General features: G+C 71.1%; 22 protein-coding genes. 8 read left to right on the top strand and 14 right to left on the bottom strand.

What is annotated here, in order from left to right:
• Positions 1–6 precede the first annotated feature (6 nt).
• The gene (locus ACZ43N_RS41445; protein WP_468104860.1) at positions 7–360 is read right to left on the bottom strand and encodes a YybH family protein; all 354 of its coding nucleotides are present in this window, start codon (positions 358–360) and stop codon (positions 7–9) included.
• Between the two features lie 63 nt (positions 361–423).
• On the opposite strand from ACZ43N_RS41445, the gene ACZ43N_RS41440 reads away from it, so the two are divergent.
• A complete protein-coding gene (locus tag ACZ43N_RS41440; RefSeq protein ID WP_468104859.1) occupies positions 424–1398 on the top strand; it encodes a helix-turn-helix transcriptional regulator in 975 nt (324 codons plus the stop codon).
• 369 nt (positions 1399–1767) lie between these two features.
• Here the strand turns inward: ACZ43N_RS41440 and ACZ43N_RS41435 are convergent, their stop codons facing one another.
• The 6 genes from ACZ43N_RS41435 to ACZ43N_RS41410 form a co-directional block, all read right to left on the bottom strand.
• Entirely contained in the window at positions 1768–2256 is a 489-nt protein-coding gene (locus tag ACZ43N_RS41435; protein WP_468104857.1) for a hypothetical protein, read from the bottom strand.
• A gap of 121 nt (positions 2257–2377) precedes the next feature.
• Positions 2378–3055 carry a DUF5825 family protein gene (locus tag ACZ43N_RS41430; RefSeq protein WP_468104855.1) on the bottom strand — a complete coding sequence of 226 codons (678 nt, stop codon included), beginning with the start codon at positions 3053–3055 and terminating at the stop codon, positions 2378–2380.
• 53 nt (positions 3056–3108) lie between these two features.
• Entirely contained in the window at positions 3109–5070 is a 1962-nt protein-coding gene (locus tag ACZ43N_RS41425; RefSeq protein WP_468104853.1) for a RiPP maturation radical SAM C-methyltransferase, read from the bottom strand.
• 89 nt (positions 5071–5159) lie between these two features.
• Positions 5160–5282 (bottom strand): hypothetical protein, encoded by a 123-nt coding sequence (locus tag ACZ43N_RS41420; protein WP_468104851.1) that lies wholly within the window; start codon positions 5280–5282, stop codon positions 5160–5162.
• Between the two features lie 53 nt (positions 5283–5335).
• Positions 5336–7165 (bottom strand): S9 family peptidase, encoded by a 1830-nt coding sequence (locus ACZ43N_RS41415; RefSeq protein ID WP_468104849.1) that lies wholly within the window; start codon positions 7163–7165, stop codon positions 5336–5338.
• A complete protein-coding gene (locus ACZ43N_RS41410; protein WP_468104848.1) occupies positions 7165–8634 on the bottom strand; it encodes an MFS transporter in 1470 nt (489 codons plus the stop codon). The genes ACZ43N_RS41415 and ACZ43N_RS41410 overlap by 1 nt, the downstream gene beginning before the upstream one ends.
• A gap of 807 nt (positions 8635–9441) precedes the next feature.
• Here ACZ43N_RS41410 and ACZ43N_RS41405 point away from each other — a divergent pair.
• The gene (locus ACZ43N_RS41405) at positions 9442–10098 is read left to right on the top strand and encodes a hypothetical protein (protein WP_468104846.1); all 657 of its coding nucleotides are present in this window, start codon (positions 9442–9444) and stop codon (positions 10096–10098) included.
• Positions 10099–10280: 182 nt separating this feature from the next.
• On the opposite strand, the gene ACZ43N_RS41400 is transcribed toward ACZ43N_RS41405, so the two are convergent.
• A complete protein-coding gene (locus tag ACZ43N_RS41400; RefSeq protein ID WP_468104845.1) occupies positions 10281–11489 on the bottom strand; it encodes a phospholipase D-like domain-containing protein in 1209 nt (402 codons plus the stop codon).
• Between the two features lie 138 nt (positions 11490–11627).
• Complete coding sequence (locus ACZ43N_RS41395) at positions 11628–12104, bottom strand: winged helix-turn-helix transcriptional regulator (RefSeq protein WP_468104843.1); 477 nt, start codon at positions 12102–12104, stop codon at positions 11628–11630.
• A gap of 102 nt (positions 12105–12206) precedes the next feature.
• Here ACZ43N_RS41395 and ACZ43N_RS41390 point away from each other — a divergent pair, with 102 nt between their 5' ends.
• Positions 12207–12704, top strand: coding sequence for a PaaI family thioesterase (locus tag ACZ43N_RS41390; RefSeq protein ID WP_468104842.1), 498 nt, complete (start codon positions 12207–12209; stop codon positions 12702–12704).
• Positions 12705–12742: 38 nt separating this feature from the next.
• On the opposite strand, the gene ACZ43N_RS41385 is transcribed toward ACZ43N_RS41390, so the two are convergent.
• Complete coding sequence (locus tag ACZ43N_RS41385) at positions 12743–13315, bottom strand: DUF6328 family protein (protein WP_468104841.1); 573 nt, start codon at positions 13313–13315, stop codon at positions 12743–12745.
• Positions 13316–13477: 162 nt separating this feature from the next.
• Between ACZ43N_RS41385 and ACZ43N_RS41380 the strand changes: the two genes are divergently transcribed.
• From ACZ43N_RS41380 to gap, 5 genes are all read left to right on the top strand, one after another.
• Positions 13478–13807: a hypothetical protein gene (locus ACZ43N_RS41380; protein ID WP_468104840.1), complete on the top strand. Its 330-nt coding sequence runs from the start codon at positions 13478–13480 to the stop codon at positions 13805–13807.
• Between the two features lie 512 nt (positions 13808–14319).
• Positions 14320–14673, top strand: a complete 354-nt coding sequence (locus ACZ43N_RS41375; protein WP_468104839.1) for a cupin domain-containing protein — start codon at positions 14320–14322, stop codon at positions 14671–14673.
• A gap of 204 nt (positions 14674–14877) precedes the next feature.
• Positions 14878–16716 carry a serine/threonine-protein kinase gene (locus tag ACZ43N_RS41370; RefSeq protein WP_468104837.1) on the top strand — a complete coding sequence of 613 codons (1839 nt, stop codon included), beginning with the start codon at positions 14878–14880 and terminating at the stop codon, positions 16714–16716.
• Positions 16717–16941: 225 nt separating this feature from the next.
• Complete coding sequence (locus ACZ43N_RS41365; RefSeq protein ID WP_468104836.1) at positions 16942–17898, top strand: GlxA family transcriptional regulator; 957 nt, start codon at positions 16942–16944, stop codon at positions 17896–17898.
• 105 nt (positions 17899–18003) lie between these two features.
• The gene (gene gap, locus ACZ43N_RS41360) at positions 18004–19002 is read left to right on the top strand and encodes a type I glyceraldehyde-3-phosphate dehydrogenase (RefSeq protein WP_468104835.1); all 999 of its coding nucleotides are present in this window, start codon (positions 18004–18006) and stop codon (positions 19000–19002) included.
• 348 nt (positions 19003–19350) lie between these two features.
• Here gap and ACZ43N_RS41355 read toward each other — a convergent pair whose 3' ends face one another.
• The 4 genes from ACZ43N_RS41355 to ACZ43N_RS41340 all read right to left on the bottom strand — a co-directional run bounded on the left by ACZ43N_RS41355 (position 19351) and on the right by ACZ43N_RS41340 (position 24198).
• Positions 19351–20043 carry a GAF and ANTAR domain-containing protein gene (locus ACZ43N_RS41355; RefSeq protein WP_468104833.1) on the bottom strand — a complete coding sequence of 231 codons (693 nt, stop codon included), beginning with the start codon at positions 20041–20043 and terminating at the stop codon, positions 19351–19353.
• Positions 20044–20343: 300 nt separating this feature from the next.
• On the bottom strand, positions 20344–21357 hold the full coding sequence (locus ACZ43N_RS41350; protein ID WP_468104832.1) for a winged helix-turn-helix domain-containing protein: 1014 nt from the start codon (positions 21355–21357) through the stop codon (positions 20344–20346).
• Between the two features lie 584 nt (positions 21358–21941).
• The gene (locus tag ACZ43N_RS41345; RefSeq protein WP_468104831.1) at positions 21942–22400 is read right to left on the bottom strand and encodes a hypothetical protein; all 459 of its coding nucleotides are present in this window, start codon (positions 22398–22400) and stop codon (positions 21942–21944) included.
• Positions 22401–22815: 415 nt separating this feature from the next.
• Complete coding sequence (locus tag ACZ43N_RS41340) at positions 22816–24198, bottom strand: M1 family metallopeptidase (RefSeq protein WP_468104830.1); 1383 nt, start codon at positions 24196–24198, stop codon at positions 22816–22818.
• Between the last annotated feature and the right edge of the window lie 98 nt (positions 24199–24296).

The raw sequence follows: 24296 nt of genomic DNA, 5'->3' as shown, positions 1-24296 counted from the left end.
GGTGTGTCAGGAGGTGATCGCGGGCTGATCGGCCACCCACAGCCAGGATCCGTCGGGCTGACGGCGGGCGATCTCGACGGTGATCTCGCCGTTGGTCAGGGTTGATGCCGTCAGCGCCAGGTCGCCGGTGATCAGGGGCGGGTGCTGCCGGCCCGGTGTGAGGACGGGGGCCGCCGCGACGAACTGCTCGTACACCTTGCGGATCTGTGCGTGTCCGGTGGCGAGGCTGCCCGGCGGGAAGGCGAGTACGGCGTCCGGTTCGTACAGCGCCACCAGTCCGTCGACGTCGTCGGCGTTGGCGCGCTCGATGAAGTACCTGCCCAGGTCGTTCGGCTCTTTCGCCGCTTCTGCGTGTGTCATGCGGATGAGCCTCTCAACGGATACACGACATCTTGTGTCACGTATTCCCGGTAGGTTCTGGGCATGCGCGCCGACCGGTTGGTTTCCCTGGTGCTCCTGCTGCGGCAGCACGGGAGGCTGTCCGCGACGGCGCTGGCCCGGGAGTTGGAGGTGTCCACGCGCACGGTGCTGCGCGACATCGACGCGCTGTCCGCGGCCGGTGTCCCGGTCTATGCCGAACGCGGCCGGCACGGTGGGTTCGCGCTGCTGCCCGGTTTCCGGACCGAGCTGACGGGGCTGAGCCACGACGAGGCACTCGCGCTGCTCGTCGCCGGATCGAGGCGGGGCGCCCAGGCGTTCGGACTCGGTGCGGCGCTCGCTTCGGCGATGCGCAAGGTGGTGGACGCGCTGCCGGAGAACCAGCGGGCCACGGCGGCCGGAGCGGCTCAGCGTCTGCTCATCGAACCGGAGACCGATCTGCTGTCGCGCAGGCTGGTCGCCGAGGAGGTACCGGACACCGTCGTGGCCGAGGTCCGGCGCGCGGTGTTCGCGGGACACAGGCTGCGGATCCGTTACGCGGCCGTGGACCAGGCGCCGAAGTGGCGCACGGTCGACCCGATCGGACTGGTCACGGTGCGCGGCCAGGGCTATCTGCTGGCCACGCGTTCCGGCGCGGATCGCACCTACCGGCTGTCGCGCATCCTGACCGCCAAGGAGCTCGCCGAGCAGGCTCAGCGGCCGGAGCGGGTCGATCTGGACCGGGTCTGGCAGGACCGAAGTACGCGGTTCCGCTCGAGCGGCGACCAGGTCACCGTGCTGGTACGGCTGGACCGGGAGCGGCGGGAGGAACTGGTGGGCAGCGCACTGGCCGTCCTCGCCGAGGAGCCCGACGGGGACGGCCGGCTGCGGCTGGAGGTCACCTTCCAGGACGCGCAGCACGCCGAATGGGCACTGTGGCGCCTCGGCACGCACGCCGAAGCCCTGTCCCCGCAGGGGTTGCGCAAGGCACTCCGTGACCGCGCCGCCACGATCGCCGCCCACTACGGAGCGCCGTCCTGAGGGTGGTGGGCCTACATGTCACCCGAGACGGTGGGGCGCAGGTCGCAGGTCGCAGGTCGCAGGTCGCAGGTCGCAGGTCGTGCCTCGTGCAGAAGGTGTCGGCACAGACGCACCCGGCCCGGTCGTTGAGGTCAGTGTCTGCCCGGTGACGCCCACCGCTTCGTCCCGGACCACTTGCCGTTCTCGTGGAAGCAGCCGTACCGCTCGGCCCGGCCGTGGTGTCGGGTTCAGGCACGTCGTACCTTTCGCCGGGCCGTAAGGAGAGGGCTTGGGCTTCCCGGTTTCCCCGCACGGTGGTCGGGGAACACGTCGGCCCCCAGCCCAGGTCACGTACCGGCGCGGCCTGACGGCACAGAGCGTGAAACCGGGTCAGATGCCCATGGAAGCGAGTTCGACGGGGGAGCGGTAGTTGGCCGCGGCGGTGACGACGCAGGCGCGGTACGTCCGGCTGGTCCTGACGGCTCGGAAGTAGTCGCGGATGTTCTGCCAGTAGCTGAGGAGGTATCCGACACCGGGCACGAAGCCCGGCGGGCGAGGCACGAGGGCGAACGCCTCGCTGCACCGAAGGATCTCTCCCGTGGCCGTGGAGAGGATGTCGGCCACTTCGGCGTTCATGTTCCATCCGGCCGCCAGCTCAGGTGTCCAGATCGCACCGGCCACTTCCCGAAGACGCTCCTGCTCCTCGGGTGTCGGATCGCTCAGCGCATCCGAGACCACGGTGGAGCGGACGCCCGACGGGGCCGGACCGCCGGCCGCCGATGCGCCCGGTGCCACCACGGCCGCCGTGACGACCACGGTCACCAGCACCGCCGCGGCCCTGGTGCAACGGCGCCCGATCCGCCCACTGCTCGCTGTCATCGACTGTCTCCTCACGTCGGACCAGCTGCTCAGCTCAGGGAGCCGTCCGATGACGACATGGCCCCGAGCATCCCGTTCACGGTGACGACGAGCCGCCACCACCGACCCCACCGGCACACCCTCAGACGGCCATCGCCTCCTGGAGCCACCGCGACACCCGGTACGGAAGCCACCACACCAGCTCCTCGACCCGCAGGACGAGGTGCTCGCAGGAGAACTCCTCCAGGATGTCCGCGGGGACGTCCGCGTGGTGCAGGCCGCGGTCGAGTGCGGTGACGGCCTCCGCGTAGCGGGGCTCGTCGGCGGTGAACCGCCGCAGGTCCCCCCAGCGCCGGTCGCGGATCTGCAGGAACCCCGGTCCTTGACGCCACACCAGCTTGCAGAGGTAGTGGCGGGTCCGCCAGGCGTGGAGTGCGCTGTCGTGGTCGGCGGGGCCGCTGAGCGTGCGGGGCGGATGCAGATGGGAGAGGACCTTCCACAGGTGGTCCGCGCGGTCCGGCGGCAGGACCAGGTCCCAGTCGACCTGGACGGCACGGGCCGTCAGATCCCGGACCAGGCTCAGCTGGTCGATCGCCGTACGCGCGGCATCCGGCCCCGATGCGGAGAGGTCCACGGGGACGTCGAGTTCGACGAGGCGTGCGCCGAGGGACCACAGGTGGCGGGCGTCGTCGGGACCGGCTGTGAGAGAGACACGGCCCAGGGACATGCCCGGCAGCGAACGGGCCTGCGTGTCGTGGTCCCGCCATGCCCGGACAGTCGGGGTCGGTGTCGAGGTCGGCGTGGGTGTGCTTGCTGGCATGCTCGGTCCTTGTCGGTGTCCGTGGCCGGATGAGGGAAGGGGGAGGGCGGTGATCAGGGCAGCGCGGGCGCCGGGGCGGCGGGAGCCGTGGCCGCGAGTCCCTCCTCGGGACCGGCGGCCGACACGCTGTGCACATGGCGCATGTAATCGAGGCGCAGCAGATCCTGGTTGACCGAGGCGGGCGCGACATGGACGTACTGGCCCGCGTCGGTGAAGGCCACCCCCTTCGCGGTCCACTCCTCCAGCAGGTCCCGCACGTCCTGCGCGGTACGGTCGCCGAACGCCGCGTCGGAGGTGAGCTTGCGGTGCAGTGCCTTGGGGGAGTGCGGCTGGTCCAGCAGACGGAACGCGGCGACGGCGAACGGATCGGCCAGCCGCAGGGTCCGCCAGGTGAAGGAGTGCCGCCGGCTGACGAGGACGATCTCGTCGCCCAGATCGGTGTGGGTGAGCCGGGCATCCGTGTGGTGCTTCTTCCACGCGCCGATGGCGTCGTTGAGCCGGTTCACGGTGGCCGTCCCGATGCCGCGCTCGGGCGCCTGGAAGACATAGGCCAGATCGTGCAGTTCCTCTTCGGGCAGGTCATAGGTGAACAGGTAGTGCTCCTCCGGACGCAGACCGGTGAAGCCCAGTTCGGGGCGGTTGAAGTAGGGGCTGAACCGTTCGATCGCGATCCGGGCGGACAGGTCGACCGGGGGGTTGAGGTGTTCGAGCGCGGGCAGCTGCCGAATCACCGGCTCGTAGTCCTCCGCGGTCTCACCCGGGAAGCCGTGCAGGTAGTTCCAGGACACGGAGAGCCCCGTCTCGGCCGCGTCCCGGAGCATCCGCACGTTCTGGCAGCCGCTGACCCCCTTGTCCATGAGGTCGAGGACCCGGCTGTTGAGACTCTCGATGCCGGGCTGGACGTAGATGAGTCCGGCGTCGGCGAGGACCTGCAGCTGGGGGCGGCGCATGTTGGCCTTGATCTCGATGTGCATGCGCAGGTCGTAGCCGCTGTCGATGATCCGGGGCAGCACGGTGGACAGGTACCGCATGTCCAGGATGTTGTCGACGACGTACATGTCGAGGACCCGGTGGCGCTCCGCCAGGTCCATGATCTCCTGGTAGAAGGTGTCCGGGCTCTTGCTGCGGAACTGCATGAACGAGCCGTTCAGACCGCAGAACGTGCAGTGGTGCTTCTCGCCCCACCAGCAGCCCCGGGCCCCTTCGACCACGAGCTTCGGCTCCACCCAGTTGCGGGCGACGGACGCGGCGAGGCGTTCGAAGTAGCCGCTGTAGTCGGGGGGAAGGATCGCCGCGGGAGGCATCGGGCCGGTCGGCATCGGGTTGGCGACGGAGACACCGTCGGCGCGGTGGCACAGCCCCGGGATGTCCGCGAGCGCGGTGGAGGGGGCTTCCGGCGCCTGTTGCAGGGCCTGGAGCAGGCGGGGGAACGCCTCCTCGCCCTCGCCGCGCACCACGAAGTCGACGAAGGGGAAGTTGCGGTGGACGGCGGCGCCCTGTTCGGCGTCGCAGTTGGCGCCGCCCATGACCGTGACGATGCCGGGGGAGAGCCGCTTGATCTGCCGGGCCGCGGCCAGGGCCGCCGTGTTCTGCTGGAAGGTGGACGTCAGACCCACGACGTCGGGTGCGAGGCCGGCCACCCGGCGGGCGATCTCCTGCACGAACTCCGGCACGATGTCGTGCAGTTGCTTGCTCATGCGCAGGCGGGAGGCGCGCAGCTTGCCGGTCATCACGTCGGTGAACTCGGTCGTCTTCCACGCCGGATCGTCGTACAGGGCGCTGGAGAACACCCAGTCGCCGCAGCCGAGGAAGTACGAGGACAGTGCGAAGTACTCGTAGTCCTCGGCGGAGAACTCGGTGCGCTCGGTGATCCAGTCGGTGAACTCCAGGTTGGCGTGCAGCACCTCGCACGTCGCGCCGGGAACGCGTTCGTCGACACTGCGCTTGAGGATGCCGAGGGCCAGGGACGGCAGGTCGATGGGGGACCAGGGCATGTTGAGCAGGAGGACACGCACAGTCGGCTCCTCGGGGGACGACGGGGCAGGAGAAGGGCCGGTGGAAGACCCGGCCGGCCCCTGGTTCTCCGGGGCCGGCCGGGTGAGGATCACTCCTCGTCGGCGCCCTCGTCCGCGTTGCGGAACGGGATGGTGATGGTGATGCCGATGCCGGGCTTGCGGTTCTCCTCGTCGCCCGCGAGCGGGTCGTTGTGGATGATGTCCTTCTGCACGGTTCCTCCTCGGTGATGTGAAGTGGTGCTGTGCGTCCGGTCCCGCTGGTGGCTCAGCGGGACCGGAGTCCCCCCGTGGGTGCGGGGGGAGTTCCGATGGCGCGGTGCGCCGGGTCGGGAAGCCGGTCGCGCAGGAAGCGCAGGGCATGCCGCAGGACGGCGACGTGCGCGGCGCCGTCGTAGCCGTCGTGCCCGGTGTCGAGCCACATGGCGTCGTAGGTGACGCCGGCGGCCGCCAGGGCGTCTAGGTAGGTGCGGATCTGCCCCGGAGGGCACTTGGCGTCGTGCGTGGCGCCGACCACGAGCAGGGGCGCCGAGACCTTCGCCGCGTATGTGATCGGTGAGCTGGCGGCGTACCGTGCCGGGACTTCGTCCGGGCTGCCCCCGAACAGCCTGATGTCCAGAGCACGCAGGGCCGGTGTGGTGGCGCGGTGTGCGGCGACCCAGTCGGCGACCGGTTTCACGGCTACACCGGCCTGCCACAGCCCGGGACGCGAGCCGAGCGCGAGCAGCACGAGGTACGCGCCCCAGGACACCCCCCACAGCGCGCAGGCACCACCGGCGATCAGGCCGGCGGAGACGAGGTCGGCGCGGACGGCGGTCAGGTCCTCCACCTGGGTGTGGCCGACCCCGGCGGGGAAGGCCCGCCGCCAGTGGGGCCCGTAGCCGGTGGAACCGCGGTAGTTGACGCGGACCACGGCATAGCCCGAGGCCACCAGTGAGTGCACGGTCGCGTCGTAGGCGTCCCGGTCGTGGTCGGCGGGCCCGCCGTGGACGAGGAACACGGCGGGGGGCGGCGTCCTGCCCTCGGTCTGAGGAAGACTCAGCAGACTGTGCACGCGCCCCGAGCCGGTGGGAGTCCACCGCTCGGTGTGGATACCGGCAACCACGGTCGACGGGCTGGAGGGAGGCAGCACGAGCGGTGCGGCGTCGGCCGGCGTCGACCGGTCCACCGTTCCGGGCGCTCTGCACAGGACCGGGGGGTGTGCGGTATCGGTCCACAGATAGTCGACGGCCCCACCGGCCCGGGGCGCCGCGTCCAGCACGCTGCCGACGGGAGTCGGCACGACAGTCCGCTGCCGGGTGTCCAGGTCCACGAGGTGCAGCAGGGAGCGGCCGTGCCGGTCCTGTCGCACCAGAACCATCCGTTTCTCCGGACACCAACGGGCGGTGATCTCCGTGTCGAAGGCGCTCCACGAGTGCGTACGCAGTCCCCTGTCCGGGTCCCAGGTGGCGGGGGCGTAGCGGTCGCCGAGGTCCCGCACCAGCAGCAGTTCCGGGTGTCCGGGGCGGGACGAGAAGCCCTGGCACCACAGCCGGTCGCCCGGATGGTCGGGGCCCGGCAGTTCGGCGACGACCCGTCCGTCACACGTGAGGACGGTGACGGCTGCCGTGTCGTCGGCCGACGACGCCAGCGCGATCAGGGTGCCGTCCGCACTGATCCCTCCCAGCCGGCAGGCCCGGCGCGTGCGCACCACCTCCCGAGGGACGCGGCCCCGTCGGCCGACGAGTACCGCGGTCTCCCGTCCCCGGCTGAACGCCGCTGCGGTCAGACCGTCCGCGGTCACGGCCAGGCCGCGCGGCTGTCCGGGCGGTGCACCGGGCAGGCCCGGTAAGCGGGGACCGCCGTCGAAGTGCTGGAACCACCAGCGGCCCAGCCCCGCGGCGTCCTCCTCGAACCACCACACGTGACCGTCGGCGTCGATCGCCCGGTGAAACGTGCCCCCGGGGCTGTCGGTGACCTGGCGGGCCCGGCCCGCCATGGCGTCCCAGGCGAACACCTCGCAGCGCCCATCGGCATCCGCGGTGAGGACCATGCGGTGCGGGGTCGTGGGGCAGACGTCGGGGAGCGCGGTCACGAACACGTGGTAGAGGCCGCTCATCAGTGACGCTCCGGGGGTGCGCCGGCCGTGCGGGAGGACTCGCCCGCCCCGGCGGACACCAGGGAACGCAGCACCGCCGGCGCCATCCGCTGCGTACGGACCGCGAGCAGCGCCGAGACCACCGCGCAGGCCGCAGCGGGGAGCCGCGGGCCGCCCCAGGTGACCAGGGCGGCCGCGACGGCGGGCGCTCCGGCGGCCGTCACGGCGGTGGCCACTGCGAGTACGGCCCCCGTCCGGGACTGCAGCCCCTGCGGTACGGCGAGGACGGCCGCCGTACCCAGGACCACGGTGACCACGGGGAGCACCAGGCAGATGACGGCGAAGCACACTCCCCACAGCCATGGAGCCCCCGCCACGCCCAGGGCCACGCACGGGGGCAGGAGCGACCAGGTGGCCGCCGTCAGCGACCGCCCGGCCCCGAGCCGTCGTACCACACGAGGTGCCAGCAGTGAGCCGACGAGACCGGCAGCGCCGGACACGGCCAGCACCCCACCCGTCGCGGCACCGCCCGCAGCAGGGCCCAGGACGAACACCGCCGTGTAGAACAGCAGGGTCAGTCCACCGCTCGCGACAGACGTCCACCACAGCACCAGCCGCAGCACGGGGGAGCGCATCACCACCGTCAGACCGGCCCGCGCGGCCCCCGGGACCGCGGACCGCCGCCACCGGGCGCTGTCGGTAGGTGCGTCCGGCGCAGCCCCGCCGTCCGGTGTCACCGGCGAACTCCCGGCGTCCGGAGCGTTCAGGGGCGTACGGATGGCCAGTACCCCGAGCGCCGCCACCGCGTACGAGACCGCGTCGACCACGAACGGCAGGGAGCGGCCGACTCCGAACAGGACGCCGCCCAACGCCGGCCCGGCCACCAGCGCGGCCTGGTCTCCCGCCTGCACGTTCGCCACGGCTCGCGGCATGTCGTCCGGCGCCGCCAGCAGGGCCAGGGCCCCACGCGCGGCCGTCTCGTACGCCGTCGCGCACAGACGCTCGGTGAAGGCCAGGACCAGCAGGACCCACAACGGCGGATGCCGTAGGCACGACAGGGCCAGACCCGCCATCGCCACTGCCGCGATCACAGCCGCGCCGGTCATGATGCGGCGCCGGTACCCCCGGTCCGCGGGCAGGGCGACCAGCGGGCCGAGCGCCACCCCCGCCAGAGCGGCGGCGCCGGCGAACACGCCGACGACTCCGGGACCGTGCCCCAGATCCAGGAGCAGCAGGGGGAACACCAGCCCCGAGGCCTGACTCCCCAGCCCGTCGACGGCGTTGACGCACCAGAAGACGGCGAGGTCGCGTCTCCCGCGGGTGCGCCCGGCGCCGGCATCGCGTACGGCGGGGGAAGCGGCATCGGGTGCGGAGGGCTCGGCGACCGGCACGGACGACTCGTCGTCGACAGGACGGCGCGTGAACGCGTCGATGGTGCTCCACCCCCTTTGCTGCGCCGCGACGCACGCCCCCGCCTGCGGAGATGGCAAACGACATACGTATGCCAAAGCAGAGGGAGATTCGCCGACATCAGTCGTGATGCGTGGAATATGTGCAGGAAGTGCGAAAGCGAGCAGGAGCCTAATCATCCCCGCGGAGCCCGAACAAGGGTCCAGGCGTCCTTGGGGTTCTGCTCAGCGGGCCGGAATCAGACGCCTGTCGAGCCTTGGAGTGCGGTGCTCGACGTTCCGCTTGTGCCGCTCCTGCCGGCCGGCCGCGCTCGGGTGCAACCGGCTTGACGCGTTGCGGTCGTGCATCGGGAGGGGATCGGCCCGTCATATTCCTCGGAGAGCGCGGAGCCGGGCCGTTGCGACGCGAAACAGCGGGGTCGTCCGACTCTGACTCGTGACCCGGCATGCGGTCGGGAGGCGGGCACCCGTCCGCGGGGTGAAGGCGCTTGCCCTGTCAGTGCCGGCGGACGTCATATTGGCTGACAACACCTCCTGATCGGCCGGCCCCTGCATGCCTCGCACGGGCCGCCGCCTCCATGGCAGTGCATCATGGACTGCCGCAGCCGGCCGCCGTCCGGCTGCGGCAGGGCGCCGACGTCGCGGCCGTCACCACCGTCCGGTTCCGCGACCGTGGCCACCTCCGGTTCCGCGACCATGGCCACCGCCCGGATCCGCGACCCTTGCGATCGCCTCGGTCGCGGAGATTGGCGTGTTCATGGCGATACGGGCGCGGCTTCGGCGACCAATACTGCGGTCTGGACTAGCCGGGCCTGCCGGCCGGTCGGCACACGACAGCGGCACGGCGGGCCCATCCGTCGTGCCCACGAACTTCGAGGAGACTCTCGTATGAGGGGATTACTGATGGCCGGACGTCGGAGATCACTGGCCGGCGTTCTGGCCGCAGCCGCATTCATGGCCGCCGGTCTGTCCAGTACGGCGGCGTACGCGACGGAAACGGCCCCGCGCGGCGTACCTCCGCAGCTCGGCATCCAGTTCAACGCCGACGGCGACGCGGGCCAGTGCGGCGGGACGACCGGGGAGCAGTGGGCTGCCTCGCCGAGCTGGACGCAGGCCATCCGCTTCGACACCGACGGCCGTTCCGGCGGCTGCCAGTTGGCGTTCGGCGTCCACGACCCGGACAGGGTCCTCTCGGGGGCCTCCGTCAGCTACGCACTCCGGCCCAGCGCCGGCGGTGACGCCGGTCAGTGCGGGAACCACCAGGACACCTACGCGGCGCCGATCCTGCCGATCCAGGTGTTCGGGCAGGCCGTCCGGGTCGACACCGACGGCCGGCCGGGCTGGTGCAACCTCACCTTCACCGTGACGGGCAACATCGTCCTCGACGTCCAGTTCTACCCCGACGGCGACGCCGGTCAGTGCCCGGACGCCCTGCCCGCGGGCCAGTACCGTTCCGCCTTCGCCGGGACTCCGGTCACAGTGAAGATCGACGCCGACAACCGCTCAGGCGGCTGTCAGTTCCTGATGCGCCTGCGGCACTTCTAGATCGCGACCGCCAAGTCCCGCCTGCGCCGCCCGCCCGCCAGGCGGACGACGGGACTCTGCGGACACGACCCAGGCGCGTCCGCGGTGCGGCGCCTCTCCGGGTTCAGGTGCCGGGCCGCACGCGCCCGCTGCGGTCCGACACCTGTGCGGGCCTGAACACGCAGGGGTCGGTGGAGCCCGGTTCACAGGAAGCGGCGGATCGGGGTGACCGCCGCTTCCTCGGCGCGTTGGAGCCACGCTCGTCGTCTCCATCGCGCGAGGTCGATGGCCACACTGTTCTCGAGGTCCGCGTCGTAATCGCGATCGAGCGCGGCGGTGAACTCCTCGTCCAGTACGGCGAGCATGACCTCCTCGTCGTGGTCCATGGATCGCCGGTTGAAGTTGGTGGATCCGATGAGGGCGGCGACCGAGTCCACGGTGATGATCTTGGCGTGCATCATGGTCGGCTGGAACTGACGGATGCGCACGCCGGCCTGGAGCAGCCGGGTGTAGTGATGCCGGCCGGCGAGCTGACAGACGCGCTGGTCGGTGTGGGGGCCGGGCAGGAGGATCTCGACGCGCACACCTCGACGAGCGGTTTCGCGGAGCAGGTCGATGAAGTAGGCGTCTGGGGCGAAGTAGGCGGTGGCCAGCCGGAAGCGTTCCTCGGCGGAGGTGAGCATGATCCGGATGAGGGTCTGCATGTCCTGCCAGCCGATGCTCGCGGAGCCACGCACGACCTGGACCACGGACGAACCCACCTGGGGGTGTTGGGTGAAGCGGTCCCGGTGGTCGAAGAGCTCGTCGTGGCACTCCGCCCAGTTCTGCGCGAAGGCGGCGGCGATCCCGTCCACGGCCGGACCGCGGACCTGCACATGGGTGTCCCGCCACTCGGAAGGGGTGCGGGCGTCGCCGCACCATTCCTCGGCGATACCGACGCCGCCGGTGAAGGCGGTGTGCTCGTCGACGATGAGAGCCTTGCGGTGGCAGCGGTGATTCTGCTTGAACGGCGACAGCCACACCGGCTTGCGGAACCAGGCCACTTGCACGCCCGCGTCGCTCATGAGGTCCAGCAGCCGCCCCTCGATCTCCTTGGCGCCGAAGCCGTCGAGCAGCAGCCGTACGCGCACCCCCGCACGGGCGCGTTCGGCCAGGGCGGCGGCGAAGTCACGGGCGATCTGGCCCCGCCAGTACACGAACGTCATCATGTCGATGGTGTGTCGGGCGGAGCGTATCGCCCCGAGCATCGCGGGGAAGATCTGGTCCCCGTTGCGCAGCGGCACGAGATCGTTTCCTTCGGTGGCGGCCACCCCGATCAGCCGCTCCAGGCGCCGGCGCAGACGCTGCTTGCGCGCTGCCGTCACGGGCGCGCCGCCGGGAGCCGAAGGGGCCGATATCGGGTCGTAGAGCATGCCACACCTCCTACTGGCCCATGACGACCAGTACGTCACGGGTGCCGGGCGAGCCCGAACAAGCGGATTCCCGGTCGGCGCCGCTTCACGCCCGGGACAGGACCGAACGGGACCGGGCGGGACGGGGCGGACCTCGGCTCAGCGCACGCCGTTCTGCCGACGAGCCCCCGCTCCCGGCCGGGCCGTGACGTCCCGGGGGGTCAGCGGGGTGTGCTCGGCGGAGCACTCGACCACCACGCGGACCGGCGCCCCGCAGGCCGAATGCCGCACGTCGAGCACCGGGCCCTCCGGGTCGGCGGCGTGCGTCTCGCCCCACTGGCGCAGCGCGACCAGGACCGGCCACAGATCCCACCCCTTGGGTGTGAGCCGGTACTCGTTGCGTGCGCGGCTGCCGGGCTCCTGGTAGGGGACGGTCGTCAGGATGCCGGCCGCCGTCAGCTTCCGCAGCCTGTCGCTCAGGACGGCCTCGGACACCCCCATGTGGCGGCGGAAGTCGTCGAACCTGCGTACGCCGTTGGCGGCGTCCCGCAGGATCAGCAGACTCCATTTCTCGCCGACCACGTCGAGCGTGCGCTGTACGGGGCAGTTCTCCGTACTCACCTCAAGCCACTCCATGTCGTCATGGTAGGGACTCTGGCTTCGTCATTGACAGTCAGAAGGCGCGCCAGCTAACTTCGATCTACGAAGTCAGGTGGGTGGAGCGGGAGGCAGGCAACGGTGGGGCGGACACGTACGTACGAGTGGGAGGACCCCGAGCTGACGGCGGCCGCGGTGGGCCGCGTCTCCGGCCTGGAGTTCCTGCGCGATCTGCGCGAGGGCCGGCTGCCGGCCCCGCCCGTCTCGGCCACGCTGGACATGGCCCTCGAGGAGGTGGAGTTCGGCCGGGCGGTGTTCTCGCTGGTGCCGGGGGAGGAGCACTACAACCCGATCGGCAGTGTGCACGGCGGGGTCTTCGCCACCCTGCTCGACTCGGCGGCGGGTTGCGCCGTGCAGTCCACGCTGCCGGCCGGCATGGCGTACACCTCCCTCGACCTGACCGTGAAGTTCCTGCGGCGCATCACGGTGGACACCGGCAGGGTCCGCGCCATCGGCACCGTCCTCAACGGCGGCCGTCAGACCGCGCTGGCCGAGGCGAAGCTGATCGACGACAAGGACCGCCTCCTCGCCCATGCCACCAGCAGCTGCATGCTGTTCCCGCTCCCTTTGAAGCCGTAGGCCCGAGCTTTTTCCGGTGGCCCGCAAGGGGAAGGGGGCTATGCGTCGTCGTGTGCGCGGGAGCGCCGGGCGGCGCGGCGGCGCAGGCTCAGCGGCAGCACGTACCAGCACAGGCCGAACCACAACATGACTCCACCGACGAGCACTTCCGCGAGGACGCCCGGGACCACGAACCGCAGGATCAGCAGAAGTGTGCAGCCGATCGTCAGCGCGAGGAGGACCATGCCGCACATCATCAGGCGCCCCGCGGTCTCCACCAGATCGTCCTTCATGCGCTGACCCGACAGGAAACGGTGGATCGAGACGGGCGCTATCAGCGCTCCGGTGGCCGCCGCACCGAGCACCACGGTGGTGACGTAGATACCGCGATCCAGCGCCTCCAGCTCCTTGAACGACGGCGTGAAGGCCACGCTGAGCAGAAAACCGAAGAGGATCTGCACACCGGTCTGGGTCACCCGCGTCTCCTGCAGGATCTCGTTCCAGCGGCGGTTGACCCTCTCGTGCGCCGCTTCCGGCGCTTCCGCACCGCGTGCGGGGCCGCGCCGGGTGCGGGGTGCGCGGCGGGCGGTGCCCTGTTCCGCCGGTTCGGCCGGCTGCTCGGTCACGGTCATGGCGTCCTCCAACTTCCCGGGGAAACCGTCTGCCCGCTCGGGTCCCTTGCATGCCGGTCCGGTCCGGCGGTTGGGCGGGCCGGTCCTGGCTCAGTGGGCATGTGGAGCCGGGTTCGGCACATGCCCGGTGAATTCGGGGAAGTTGGGGGTACCCGGGCGGGCATGGCACCGGAAAGTGATCACCCCATGCCCCTGCGGGTCGTACGTCAACTGCGCCGCATCCGCGCCTTCTACGCAGCGGCCGCCTTCGGATGGGCGGTATTGGCGGCCTGGGAGGGATGGGATCATCCCGGGGGCCGGCCCATGTGGCTGTCCGTGCTCTTCGTGGTGGTCTTCACCGGGTTGTTGGCGATGACGTCCCTGTGGTTGCAGGGTCATCGGCGGGCCGGAGCGGGGGAGGTCCACCGGGTGGCGCCCCAGTCGGCGCAGCCCGTTTCCCTGGCGGCGTCGCTGGGGCCCGCGGACACGCACGCACCTTCAAGCCGGTCGTGACCATCTGGGTCATGGCGCCCGAACTGCCGTCGCTGCCGGGCCGGTATGAAAGCTCCGCCTTCCGCATCGCCACCGATTCGCCGACGTGCGCCGCACGCCACGCGGGCGCGGCCCGGACCGTGCCGACGTCCGCCTGGCTGTCGGCGATCACACCCGGGCCAGGACGGACGGACACCGACGACGACCCAGGCCTGCCGACCGGCTCGTCCGGCGGAGCGGGGCCGGCCGTCGACGTGCGTCGACGCCTTCGGCCACCAGGTCCCGGCCGGCGGCTCGTCCGCGCTGGGCGGCCACGTCGACACCGGCGCGGTCAACTTCCCGTCCTGAGGGCGGTCCGCTCCCTCGGCCGAAGCGCCGCTCGCTTGACTCCCTCTGGAAGGGCTGTCATCCTCATGCCGCAATACAGCATGGTGTGCCACTATGTGGCATGTATATGGGGGTCACGCGACTGATCGGGCTCAGTGAGCGGACCCCCGCGGCTACCGATGCCTCAAGCTTTGGAAAGGGAGAACATGTCGCTCCTGAAGACCATCGACCCCCACCCCTCCTTCGCGCCGCGCGAGTCCGGCCCACCCGCGGAACGCCTGGTCTCCGGCAATCCGGCCTTCAAGACCTGGACCCAGGACCTCACCCGCGGGGACACGATCCATACGGGAGTCTGGGAAGCGACGCCCGGCGAGACGCGGTCGATCAAGGGCGAGACATTCGAGTTCTGCCACATCCTCTCCGGCGTCGTCGAACTCACGCCTGAAGAGGGCGAGCCGATGGTCTTCAGGGCCGGCGACAGCTTTGTCATGAAACCGGGCTTCGTCGGTGTGTGGAAGACCATCGAAACCGTGCGCAAGATCTACGTCATCGTGAAGTGACGCCGAAGCGGACGCCGATGCCGAGCCGAGGGCCCGGCGACCGGCGCGACCGCGGTGGAACGCCCATCCACCGCGGTACCACCACACGGCGACCGGACCTGATGTGACCTGACCCCTCTGCCTGTTCCCCGCTGTGGATCTCCGATTCCTCACGAACCGGGACTCACCGTCCCTGCTGTCGTCGCGTCCGTCTAGGCTCCCCGCATGAGCAGAACGGAGCCCGGCAGACGGGTGATCGACGGCCGCTTCGAACTCGTCGGGCGGCTTGGCGGCGGGGGAATGGGATGGGTCTGGCGGGCCCGCGACTTGGCGCTGCACCGCGAGGTCGCCGTGAAGGAGGTCCGCCCGCCTGACCCCGGCCTCGCCGAGTACGACCCGGAGGGCGCCCGAACCCTGCGCGAACGCGTACTCCGGGAAGCCCGGGCCTTGGCCCGCGTCCACCACCCGAACGTCGTCACCATCCACCACATCGTCGACGGCGGCGAGGGCACGTACCCGTGGATCGTCATGGAGCTGCTCACCGGTGGCTCGCTCCAGGACCGCCTCGACAAGGGCCGCTTGGAACCGTCCGAGGCGGCCCGCATGGGCCGGGAAGTGCTCGACGCGTTGCGTGCCGCCCATGCGGTCGGCATCGAACACCGGGACGTGAAGCCGGCGAACGTCCTGCTGCGCCCCGACGGACGCCCCGTCCTCACCGACTTCGGGATCGCCGCCGTCCGCGAGGCCACCAGCCTCACCGCCACCGGTTCCGTCATAGGCTCGCCCGACTACATGGCGCCGGAGCGGGTCAGTGGCAAAGAGGGAGGACCCGCCTCCGACCTGTGGTCTCTCGCGATGCTGCTGTACGTGGCCGTCGAGGCCCACCATCCGCTGCGCCGGGACAGCACTCTCGCCACGCTCGCCGCCGTGCTCAGCGAGGATGTCCCGCCGCCCCGTCAAGCCGGGCCGCTGACCGACGTACTGACCGCCCTGCTGGTCCGGGACCCGCTCGCGCGTCCGGGAGCGGAGGAGGTGGACCGCATGCTGGCCGTCGCGGCGGGACAGGCCGAGCCCCCGGCGACCGGCGCGCCCCCGGCGACCGGCGCGCCCCCGGCGACCGGCGCGCCCCCGGCCGACGCCGTCCCGGGCTTCGGCCCGGCCCCCGCCTTCGGCCCGCCCCCGTCTTACGGTCCGCCCCCCGCGGACACCTCGGCCACGTCGTACCGGCTCACGCCGCCGCCCGGAGCGGGGTCGCCCCCGACCGCCGGGGGCGCCTCGCCCTGGAGCCCGACGAACCAGGGCGGGCCCGCCGTTCCCGACCTCGGCGTCGTGCCTCCGCCCGGCACCAAGGTCACGGGCAGCCGCACACGGCGGCGACGCCCCGTCCTCGCCGTCGTGACCTCTGTCGCCGCGACGGCGCTGACGGGCGTCCTGGTGTGGACGCAACTGCCCGACTCCGGAGGCGACAAGAAGGACTCCGGGGCCTCGTCGTCCTCCACGGCCACCCCCGAGGGAGGCGCCACGGCGTCGGCGGACGCAGCCAAGGACGACGAGAAGTCCGGCGGCTCGAACGGCGACGACTCGCAGGGGACCGGTACCTCACAGCAGACCGGCGACCTGCTCACCGCGGACGGTCTGCGGACCACCGTCGCCAAGTTCAAGGCGGTCATGGGCGGTTCGAAGGTCACCCGCTTCGTCGTCTACCCCGAGTACGCACTGGCCGAGGCGCCCGTGAAGGGCAAGGAGAAGCTGTACGACAGCTTCAGCTACCGTGGCGGCGACGTCGCGGTCAAGGACGGCCCCGGCGGCACCATCACCAGCGGAGACGGCCCCGCCGACCTGGACGACTTCGCGTGGGACACCGTGCCGGGGCTGCTGCGCAAGGCCGAGAAGACCCTCGGCGTGGACGATCCCACCAGCCGGTACCTCGTCATCACCCCGCCCGGTGTCTTCGACGAGGAACCGACCATGAGTGTCTACCTCTCCAACGACTACGGCAGTGGTTACCTCAAGGCGAACACCAAGGGGCAGGTCATCTCGACCTACCCGATGACGGGCGGCTGACGCGAACCCGCCCGGCCCAGTGCCGGGCACCCGCGGCCTTCGGCAATCGGTGCCCCTGTCCCGGGCAAGCCACATGCCGAAGGCCCTGACGGGCACCCGCACCCACCTCGCCGGCCCCCGGATTCGCTCCTGTTCCCCACGTGGAAGACGGCTCGGCTGGGGTGTCGTCTCTCCCCGACCCCCGCGGTGCGCGTACCGACGTCATGCGCCGCGTAACCTCTCCCTGTGCCCGCACCCCGCCTGCATCGCGTCGCCGTTCTCGTGCTCGAAGGTGCGAAGCCGCTGGACGTCGGAATTCCCGCGCAGGTCTTCACGACCCGCGCGAGCATGCCGTACGAGGTGCGGGTGTGCGGGGCGACACCCGGGCTCGTGACCGGCGGCGACGGTCTCGCGTACCACGTCGACCACGGTCTCGACGCCCTGGCGTGGGCCGACATCGTCTTCGTCCCCGGCTACCGGTTCCCGGACCGCGACGACCCGCCCCAGGACGTCGTCCACGCACTGGTCGCCGCACACGACCGGGGCGCGCGGCTCGCCGCCATCTCCACGGGCGCCTTCGCGCTCGCCGCCACGGGCCTGCTCGACGGCAAGCGTGCGACGACGCACTGGCACTACACCCGGGCACTCAAGGCCAGGCACCCCCTCGTACGGGTCGACGAGAACGTGCTGTTCGTCGACGAGGGCAGCGTGCTCACCTCGGCGGGCGCGGCCTCCGGCATCGACCTGTGCCTGCACATCCTGCGCGGCGACCTCGGAGTGGCGGCCTCCAACCACGCGGCCCGCCGCCTGGTCGCGGCCCCCTACCGCAGCGGCGGCCAGGCCCAGTACGTGCCGCGCAGCGTCCCCGAGCCGCTCGGCGAGCGCTTCGGCACCACCCGCGAGTGGGCGCTGCACCGGCTCGGCGAGCCCCTCACCCTCGACACACTGGCGCGGCAGGCTGGGGTCTCGCCACGCACCTTCTCCCGGCGCTTCGTCGAGGAGACCGGCTACACGCCGATGCAGTGGGTGATGCGCGCCCGCATCGACCTGGCCCGCGAACTCCTCGAACGCTCGCAGCGCAGTGTCGAACAGATCGCCGCCGACGTGGGGCTCGGCACCGGCGCGAACCTGCGTCTGCACTTCCAGCGCATCCTCGGCACCACGCCGAGCGAGTACCGGCGCACCTTCACCCGGGGCGAGTGACCGCCACCACCACCTGGCGGGATCCTTGTGAACCGTGGCGATACCGCCACTGTCAGCGGCGCCTGCCGCGGGCGAGCCTGGTGGCGAAGGGAAGGGACCTCACTCATGACTCGCATCGCCATCAACGGATTCGGCCGCATCGGACGCAATGTGCTGCGCGCGCTGCTGGAACGCGACAGCGCCCTTGAGATCGTCGCCGTCAACGACCTCACCGAGCCCGCCACCCTCGCCCGGCTGCTCGCCTACGACAGCACGGCCGGCCGGCTCGGGCGCCCGGTGACCGTCGACGGGGACGTCCTCGTCGTCGACGGCCGTCGGATCACGGTGCTGGCCGAGCGTGAGCCGGCTCAACTGCCGTGGGCCGAACTCGGTGTCGACATCGTCCTGGAGGCCACCGGCCGCTTCACCTCGGCGAAGGCCGCCCGGGCCCACCTCGACGCGGGCGCGAAGAAGGTACTGGTCAGCGCGCCGTCGGACGGCGCGGACGTCACTCTCGCGTTCGGCGTCAACACCGACGCCTACGACCCGGACGTGCACACCATCGTCTCGAACGCCTCCTGCACCACCAACGCGCTCGCGCCGCTGGCCGCGGTTCTGGACGAACTCGCCGGTATCGAGCACGGGTTCATGACGACGGTGCATGCCTACACCCAGGAGCAGAACCTCCAGGACGGTCCGCACCGCGACGCCCGCCGAGCCCGGGCCGCCGGCGTCAACATCGTGCCGACCACGACCGGCGCCGCGAAGGCGATCGGCCTGGTGCTGCCGAACCTCGACGGCAAGCTGTCGGGCGACTCGATCCGCGTTCCGGTGCCGGTGGGTTCGATCGTGGAACTCAACACCAGCGTCGCCCGCGATGTGACACGTGACGAGGTGCTGGCGGCCTACCGCGCGGCAGCGGAGGGGCCGCTCGCCGGCATCCTCGAGTACTCGGAGGACCCGCTCGTGTCGTCCGACATCACGGGCAATCCCGCGTCGTCGATCTTCGACTCGGCCCTCACCCGCGTCGACGGTCGCCACGTCAAGGTGGTCGCGTGGTACGACAACGAATGGGGCTTCTCCCACCGGGTGATCGACACACTCGACCTCCTCGCCGCGCACTGACCGGCCGCGGCCGGCGGCGCCCAGCGGGGTGCCGACCGCGCGCGCGGCCACGGAGGGCGCGGCAACGAACCAGGGGACCGACGAGATCTCGTGAGGCAGGGATGTGAGAGCCGACGGGCGGTCGGCCCCCCTGGTGAGCGGGCGGAGAAACGAATGCCGCGTCCGTGCGAGACCGCAAGCACCGCGGCGTCGTCAACGGCTTCCGCGCCGGCTGCACCGCCGACGCAGGCGACGAAGCGGCGGATTACCGAAACGTCCGGCCGCCGGTTCAACGGCACGGCGGTCCCGACGGCTCCGGCATCGGGCCGGGCTTCGGCCGCCGGCCGACGCCGGAGGCGAGAGGGCTGATCACTCCGGCGCGGTGCGCTCGGCGCGCACACGCTGGGCGACATCGCGCAGTTTGATGTTGTGGTGCTGGGAGATGCTGCGGAGCACGTTGAAGGCCTCGTCCTGGCTCAGCCGGTGGCGCTCCATGAGGATGCCCATGGCCTCACCGATGGCATGTCGCGTCTCCAGGGCGTGCTCGAGCTGGTCGATGGTGCGTGCGTCGGCCAGGGCGACGGCGGCGTGCGACGCCAGCATCCACCCGGCGGCCTCGATGTCCTGGCCGGAGGCGCCGGGCCGACGGGAGTACAGGTTCAGGGCACCGAAATCCTCATCACTCGTGTAGAGCAGCACACCGGTCATACTGCCGATGCCCAGCTTGCGGGCGGAGGCGGCGAATCGCTCCCAGGCGGGCTCGGGCCGGGTCAGGTCCGCTATCCGGTACAGGCGCTCGCCGTCCTTCCGGCGGGCCAGGTCGAAACACGGCCCCTCACCCAGCTCACCCTGCAGACGGTCGCACTCCTGGACCATGTCCCCGCAGGCAGCGAGGGTCACTGCCCGGCCCTTGCGCACAGCGAGGATTCCGGCCGCGTCGCAGCCGTCGATCAGCTTGACCGCCGACGCCGCGATCTCCTCCAGCGTCGCCTGGACCGAGTCCTGGGCCAGCAGATCCCGCGCGAGCAGAGCCATCTGCTCGGCGTACTCCCGCCACTCCATACCCACCACCCGCCTCGTCACCGTGCCGCCACACTACCGCCGCCGGCCCGCAGCCCCGCCGTGCCGCTCCCCTCGGCAGACGCTCTCCGTCGAAGGCCGCCGCCCTGGCCGGGGGACTACGGGTCCTGCTCGCAGTTCGGCCAGGGCGAATGGGCCTTCACCACTCGGCAGCGGAGCAACGCGAACCACCAGCCCCAGGTCACCCCCCTGCTGCCGCCACTCCCGCCGGACGGTGATCCGCTCAGCGCGAGCCTGCCGTGGGGCGTGCCGGCCGCACGTGCCGCCACCCGGGCATCGCTGTCACGCTGCCGGGTCGTGCGGCGGGAGTTCGCCGCGGAGCAGTGCCGTTCCCAGCGCAGTGAGAGTGTGTACGACCTGAGGCCCGGTGCGCCGGCTGTGTACGAGGCTCACCTCGCGCAGCGCGGTGATGTGTTCGCTTGCCGAAGGCGCTGAGATGCCGAGGCGTTGGGCGACCTCTCCGGTGGTCGCGGTGGTGTCCAGGGCCGCCAGCACACGTGCGCGGGTCCGGCCGAGCAGGGTCGCCAGGGCTTCGGGGCGGCGGTCGCGCGTGGCGGCCGGTGCCCAGACCGGGGGGTGGTTGACGGGGTACGCGAGGACTTGGGGCAGGGAAGGGTCGGCCAGGGCGATGGGGGTCCTCCAGCAGAAGTGGGAGGGGATGAGCCGCAGGCCGCGCCCGCCGAGATGGAGATCCCGGTCTTCCGGGTAGCGCACGTGCAGTACGGGCGGCCGCCATTCCATCAACGGACGAAAGGAATCCAGCAGTCCCTCAACACCGCGGTCGCGCAGGACGCGTGTCCGCAGAGCCCGGTCGGCCTCCGTCGTCCTGGCCGCCCCGGTCCAGTCAGGCGTGATGATCGTACGGTGCACCAGACGGAACGCCGTCGCGACTTCCTCCATCCTGTGCCGCTCGCCGCCGGCGAGACGGTGCGCCCAGCGAGGCAAGGGGTGGGTCTCGGCCAGTCGGTCCATCTCCTGGCGTAACTGCGGCTCGGGGGTGGCCCGCAGCGCCTCCAGCGCGGCATCCAGGCCGTCGGCCGAGGCACCGGGGGTCAGGAAGTCGGGCCAGTAGCCCGCCGAAGCGGGAGCCAGAGTGGACAACATCCGTGCCGGGCCCGCCAGATGACCCTCCGTCAGTCGGGCGCGGGCTTCGCGCCGCCAGGGGGCGAAGACCGGCAGTCCCCGCCGTGGCGCGGTCAGCTGATGCAGACCCAGCAGCGTCTCCCAGACCGGGTCAGGCTCCCGCGCCAGATGGACGCGGGCCAGGTCCCCGGCGGTGAAGTGAATGCGCAGCACCGTGTGTTCCCCGTGTGTTGGTCGGCGTCGGCAACCACCGACTGGCAGGTGTGTCCTGGTTGACGCGGCTGCCCGTTTCCGTGCGGACGGATCGCGTGGACAGCGGCGTCACAGCCCGCAGGGCGGGCGAGGCGAGAACGGGCCGCCTGCGCGGACTCCCGGGAGCGGCTGCTCCGGTGAGCGTGGCCCGGCAGCGGTCGTCCCGCGGACGCGGCCGTCACCCGGGAGGGCGGTCGTCTCCGATCCCGGCCGCCCGAAGGCCCGTACTCCTGCCCGGCACATGGTTCACGCCGGAGAGCAGGCGTGTCTTCATCCTGTCTTCCCCCTCGCTCAACAACAGCGACCACACTGCGCGACCGGCGGTCAGCCCGGTCGGCGGAGCGGTGCCCCTCAAGGGTCGTACAGCGGCACCCCCTTTGTCAGGAGCCAGTGGTGAGGAAAATGCGCATGATCAGTGGGGCCGCACCCGGCACGAGCATCGGACGCACGCAAGGCCGCCGCCCGTCCACGGGGGACGGGCGGCGGCCTTTCAGGAGCCGGTCACCCAGTGGGGCACCACTTCGGCGCCCCACCGCCGGAACACGTCAGTCCACGTACCACTTTCCGCACTTGGTGATGCCGTCGAACTCGCCGCAGGCGCGAGCGGCGAAGTTGGCATTGAAGACGGACTGCGTGCGGCTACCGGTGTACGGGCCGCACATCTTCCAGCCCTCGCTCTTCGCCTGCTGGTCGCTGACGATGCCGTTGGTGTTGGGGAACGAGCGGAAGCTGCGGTCGACCCACAGCCGGTCGCCGGCCCTGCGGCCGGACTTGATCTCCGCGCGGCTGTAGCGGTCGAGCGCCGACTCGTTCTGCAGTTCGACGCGGCGCCCCCTGAAGTCGAACGAGGCTCCGGACTCAACCGCCCGGAAACGCCCGATGACGGCAATGCCGTCGCAGTCAGCCTCGGTGGCCGAGGCCGCCGACGCGGGGACGAAGACTATGGCGCCGCTGCCGATCAGCACGGCCGAGGCCGCCACGCGGCCGATACGGGACTTCTTCACATGGGTTCCTTTGGATGACACGTACGGGTGGGGAGCTACCGCTGCGCTGGACAGGCCGAGACCCCGCTGAATGGAGCGCAGCGTCACCGATTCATCACCGTGACGCTTGCGACATCCGCAGATTCGAGGACCCCGGGGGCTCCGGACAACCGCTGCGCCGCACCCGGGACAGTGGGACCGTCCCACCCCTGTTGACCTGTGAGAACTGGGGAGCTCTGGGACGCCGTTGGGACGCGGAGACGATGTGCGCCGTGTCGGCCGCCATCGGATGCGGCCGAGAGATTCGGACCGGGGGACCGTGGGGCCAGACACTGGGCGGGCCATTTTCGGCGGGGACTCCACGACCCGATCTCATCTGGCTTGCCCAGCTGCCTGGCGGAGCGCTTCAAGTCCTCCGGCACGTCGATTGCCGGTGTCAGTGGATACGGTGTCGTTTCCAGAAGGGCCCGAGGTCCTTGCTGGTAGCCGATTGGGCGGCCTTCTTGAACGCGGCGGTGGTGGAGACGCCGTACCAGTGGTCCTGTGCGTACCGCTTGAGGAGTCGCGCCATGGCCGCGCCCCCGATGGTGCGTTCCAGGTCCGCGAGCGCGCAGGAACCGGCCGAGTAGACGAGGTGGTACTGGTCACGGTGCGCGGCCCACCGGGCCATCGAGTCGGTCAGCGCGGTCCGCTTGTCCGGCCACTCGATGTCGGACCAGCACCCGCGGGTGTCCCAGCCGTAGAACCGCGCGTTGGCGTACTGGGCGAAGCTCTCGTCCAGCCACGGCGCCTTGTACTGGTCGTTCCCCACGATGCCGTACCACCACTGGTGCGCCACCTCGTGGACGACGGCGCTGCCCTCGTCGGTGGTGCCGAGGAGGACCAGCCCGGGGTACTCCATTCCACCGCCGAACTTCCCGGTCGTCACTAGGTCGATCTCGCCGTAGGGATAGCGTCCGAACTCCTTGCTGAACCGGTCGACGGCGCCGACGCCCTCCCTACGGGTCAGGCGTACTCCGGCGGCGGGCGTGTCCGGTGCCCAGTACGACTTCACGCGCACACCACCGGCCGAGGTCTCACTCGCCGTACGAAACGGCCCGGCCGCCCAGGCGAAGTCCCGTACCCGGTGCGCGATGCTGTGAGTGACGGTGCGTCCGGCTTCTCCCGCCTGCGTCCAACTACGTCCGGTCGCGGGAACCTTGAGAGCCGACGGGTGATCGATGCGAACCCGGAAGTCACCGGCCAGGCTGTAGAAGCTTTCGCCGATCGGCACATGCGGGTCGAGATGCCACCCCTTCGCGTCGTGCACGGCCAGCACGGGCAGGGCGTTGCCCAGGAAGCGGAACGCGCCCTCACGGCCGAAGCGGCCGGCGCGCTCGGGCACGGTGATGGACACGTCGAAGGAGATGCTCGCCCGCTGCCCGCGCGTCAGCGGCTTCGGCAAGGCGATGCGCAGTGCCGAGCAGTTCACGGTGGGTCGCCCCGGACTGCCCCCGCGTACGTTGAACACGTTGACAGGAGAGGGTCTTCCAGGCGTACCGCACCCGTCGGCACCGTTGCCCCACAGGCGCACGTACACCTCGCGCAGGGGCCGTTCGGCGGCGTTGCGGAACGACACCCGCTGCCGGCCACTCCAGTGGGAGCCGTCGGCGTCGCCGCGCACGGTCACGTCGTAACGCAGGCGATCAGGAGTCGCGGCCACGGACGGCCGCGCTCCGCCCCGGGGTTCGGTGACGGCTCCGGCCGCCGTGGCACCCGCTGTCACAAGCAGTACCACGACAACAACAAGCAGACACTGAAGGGCAGTTGAGGACCACATCGTTAAGAAGTCCTAACGAAATGATCTCCGAGGTGGTTGGATCACTCCGGGACCGATGATCCGGGGGTGCGAGGTGGCGCGGCCGAAGCCGTGGGAAG

This window comes from Streptomyces sp. NPDC030814, assembly GCF_055572155.1.
The sequence above is the reverse complement of the archived record's forward strand: the minus strand, read 5'-3'. Positions and strand labels throughout refer to the sequence as shown.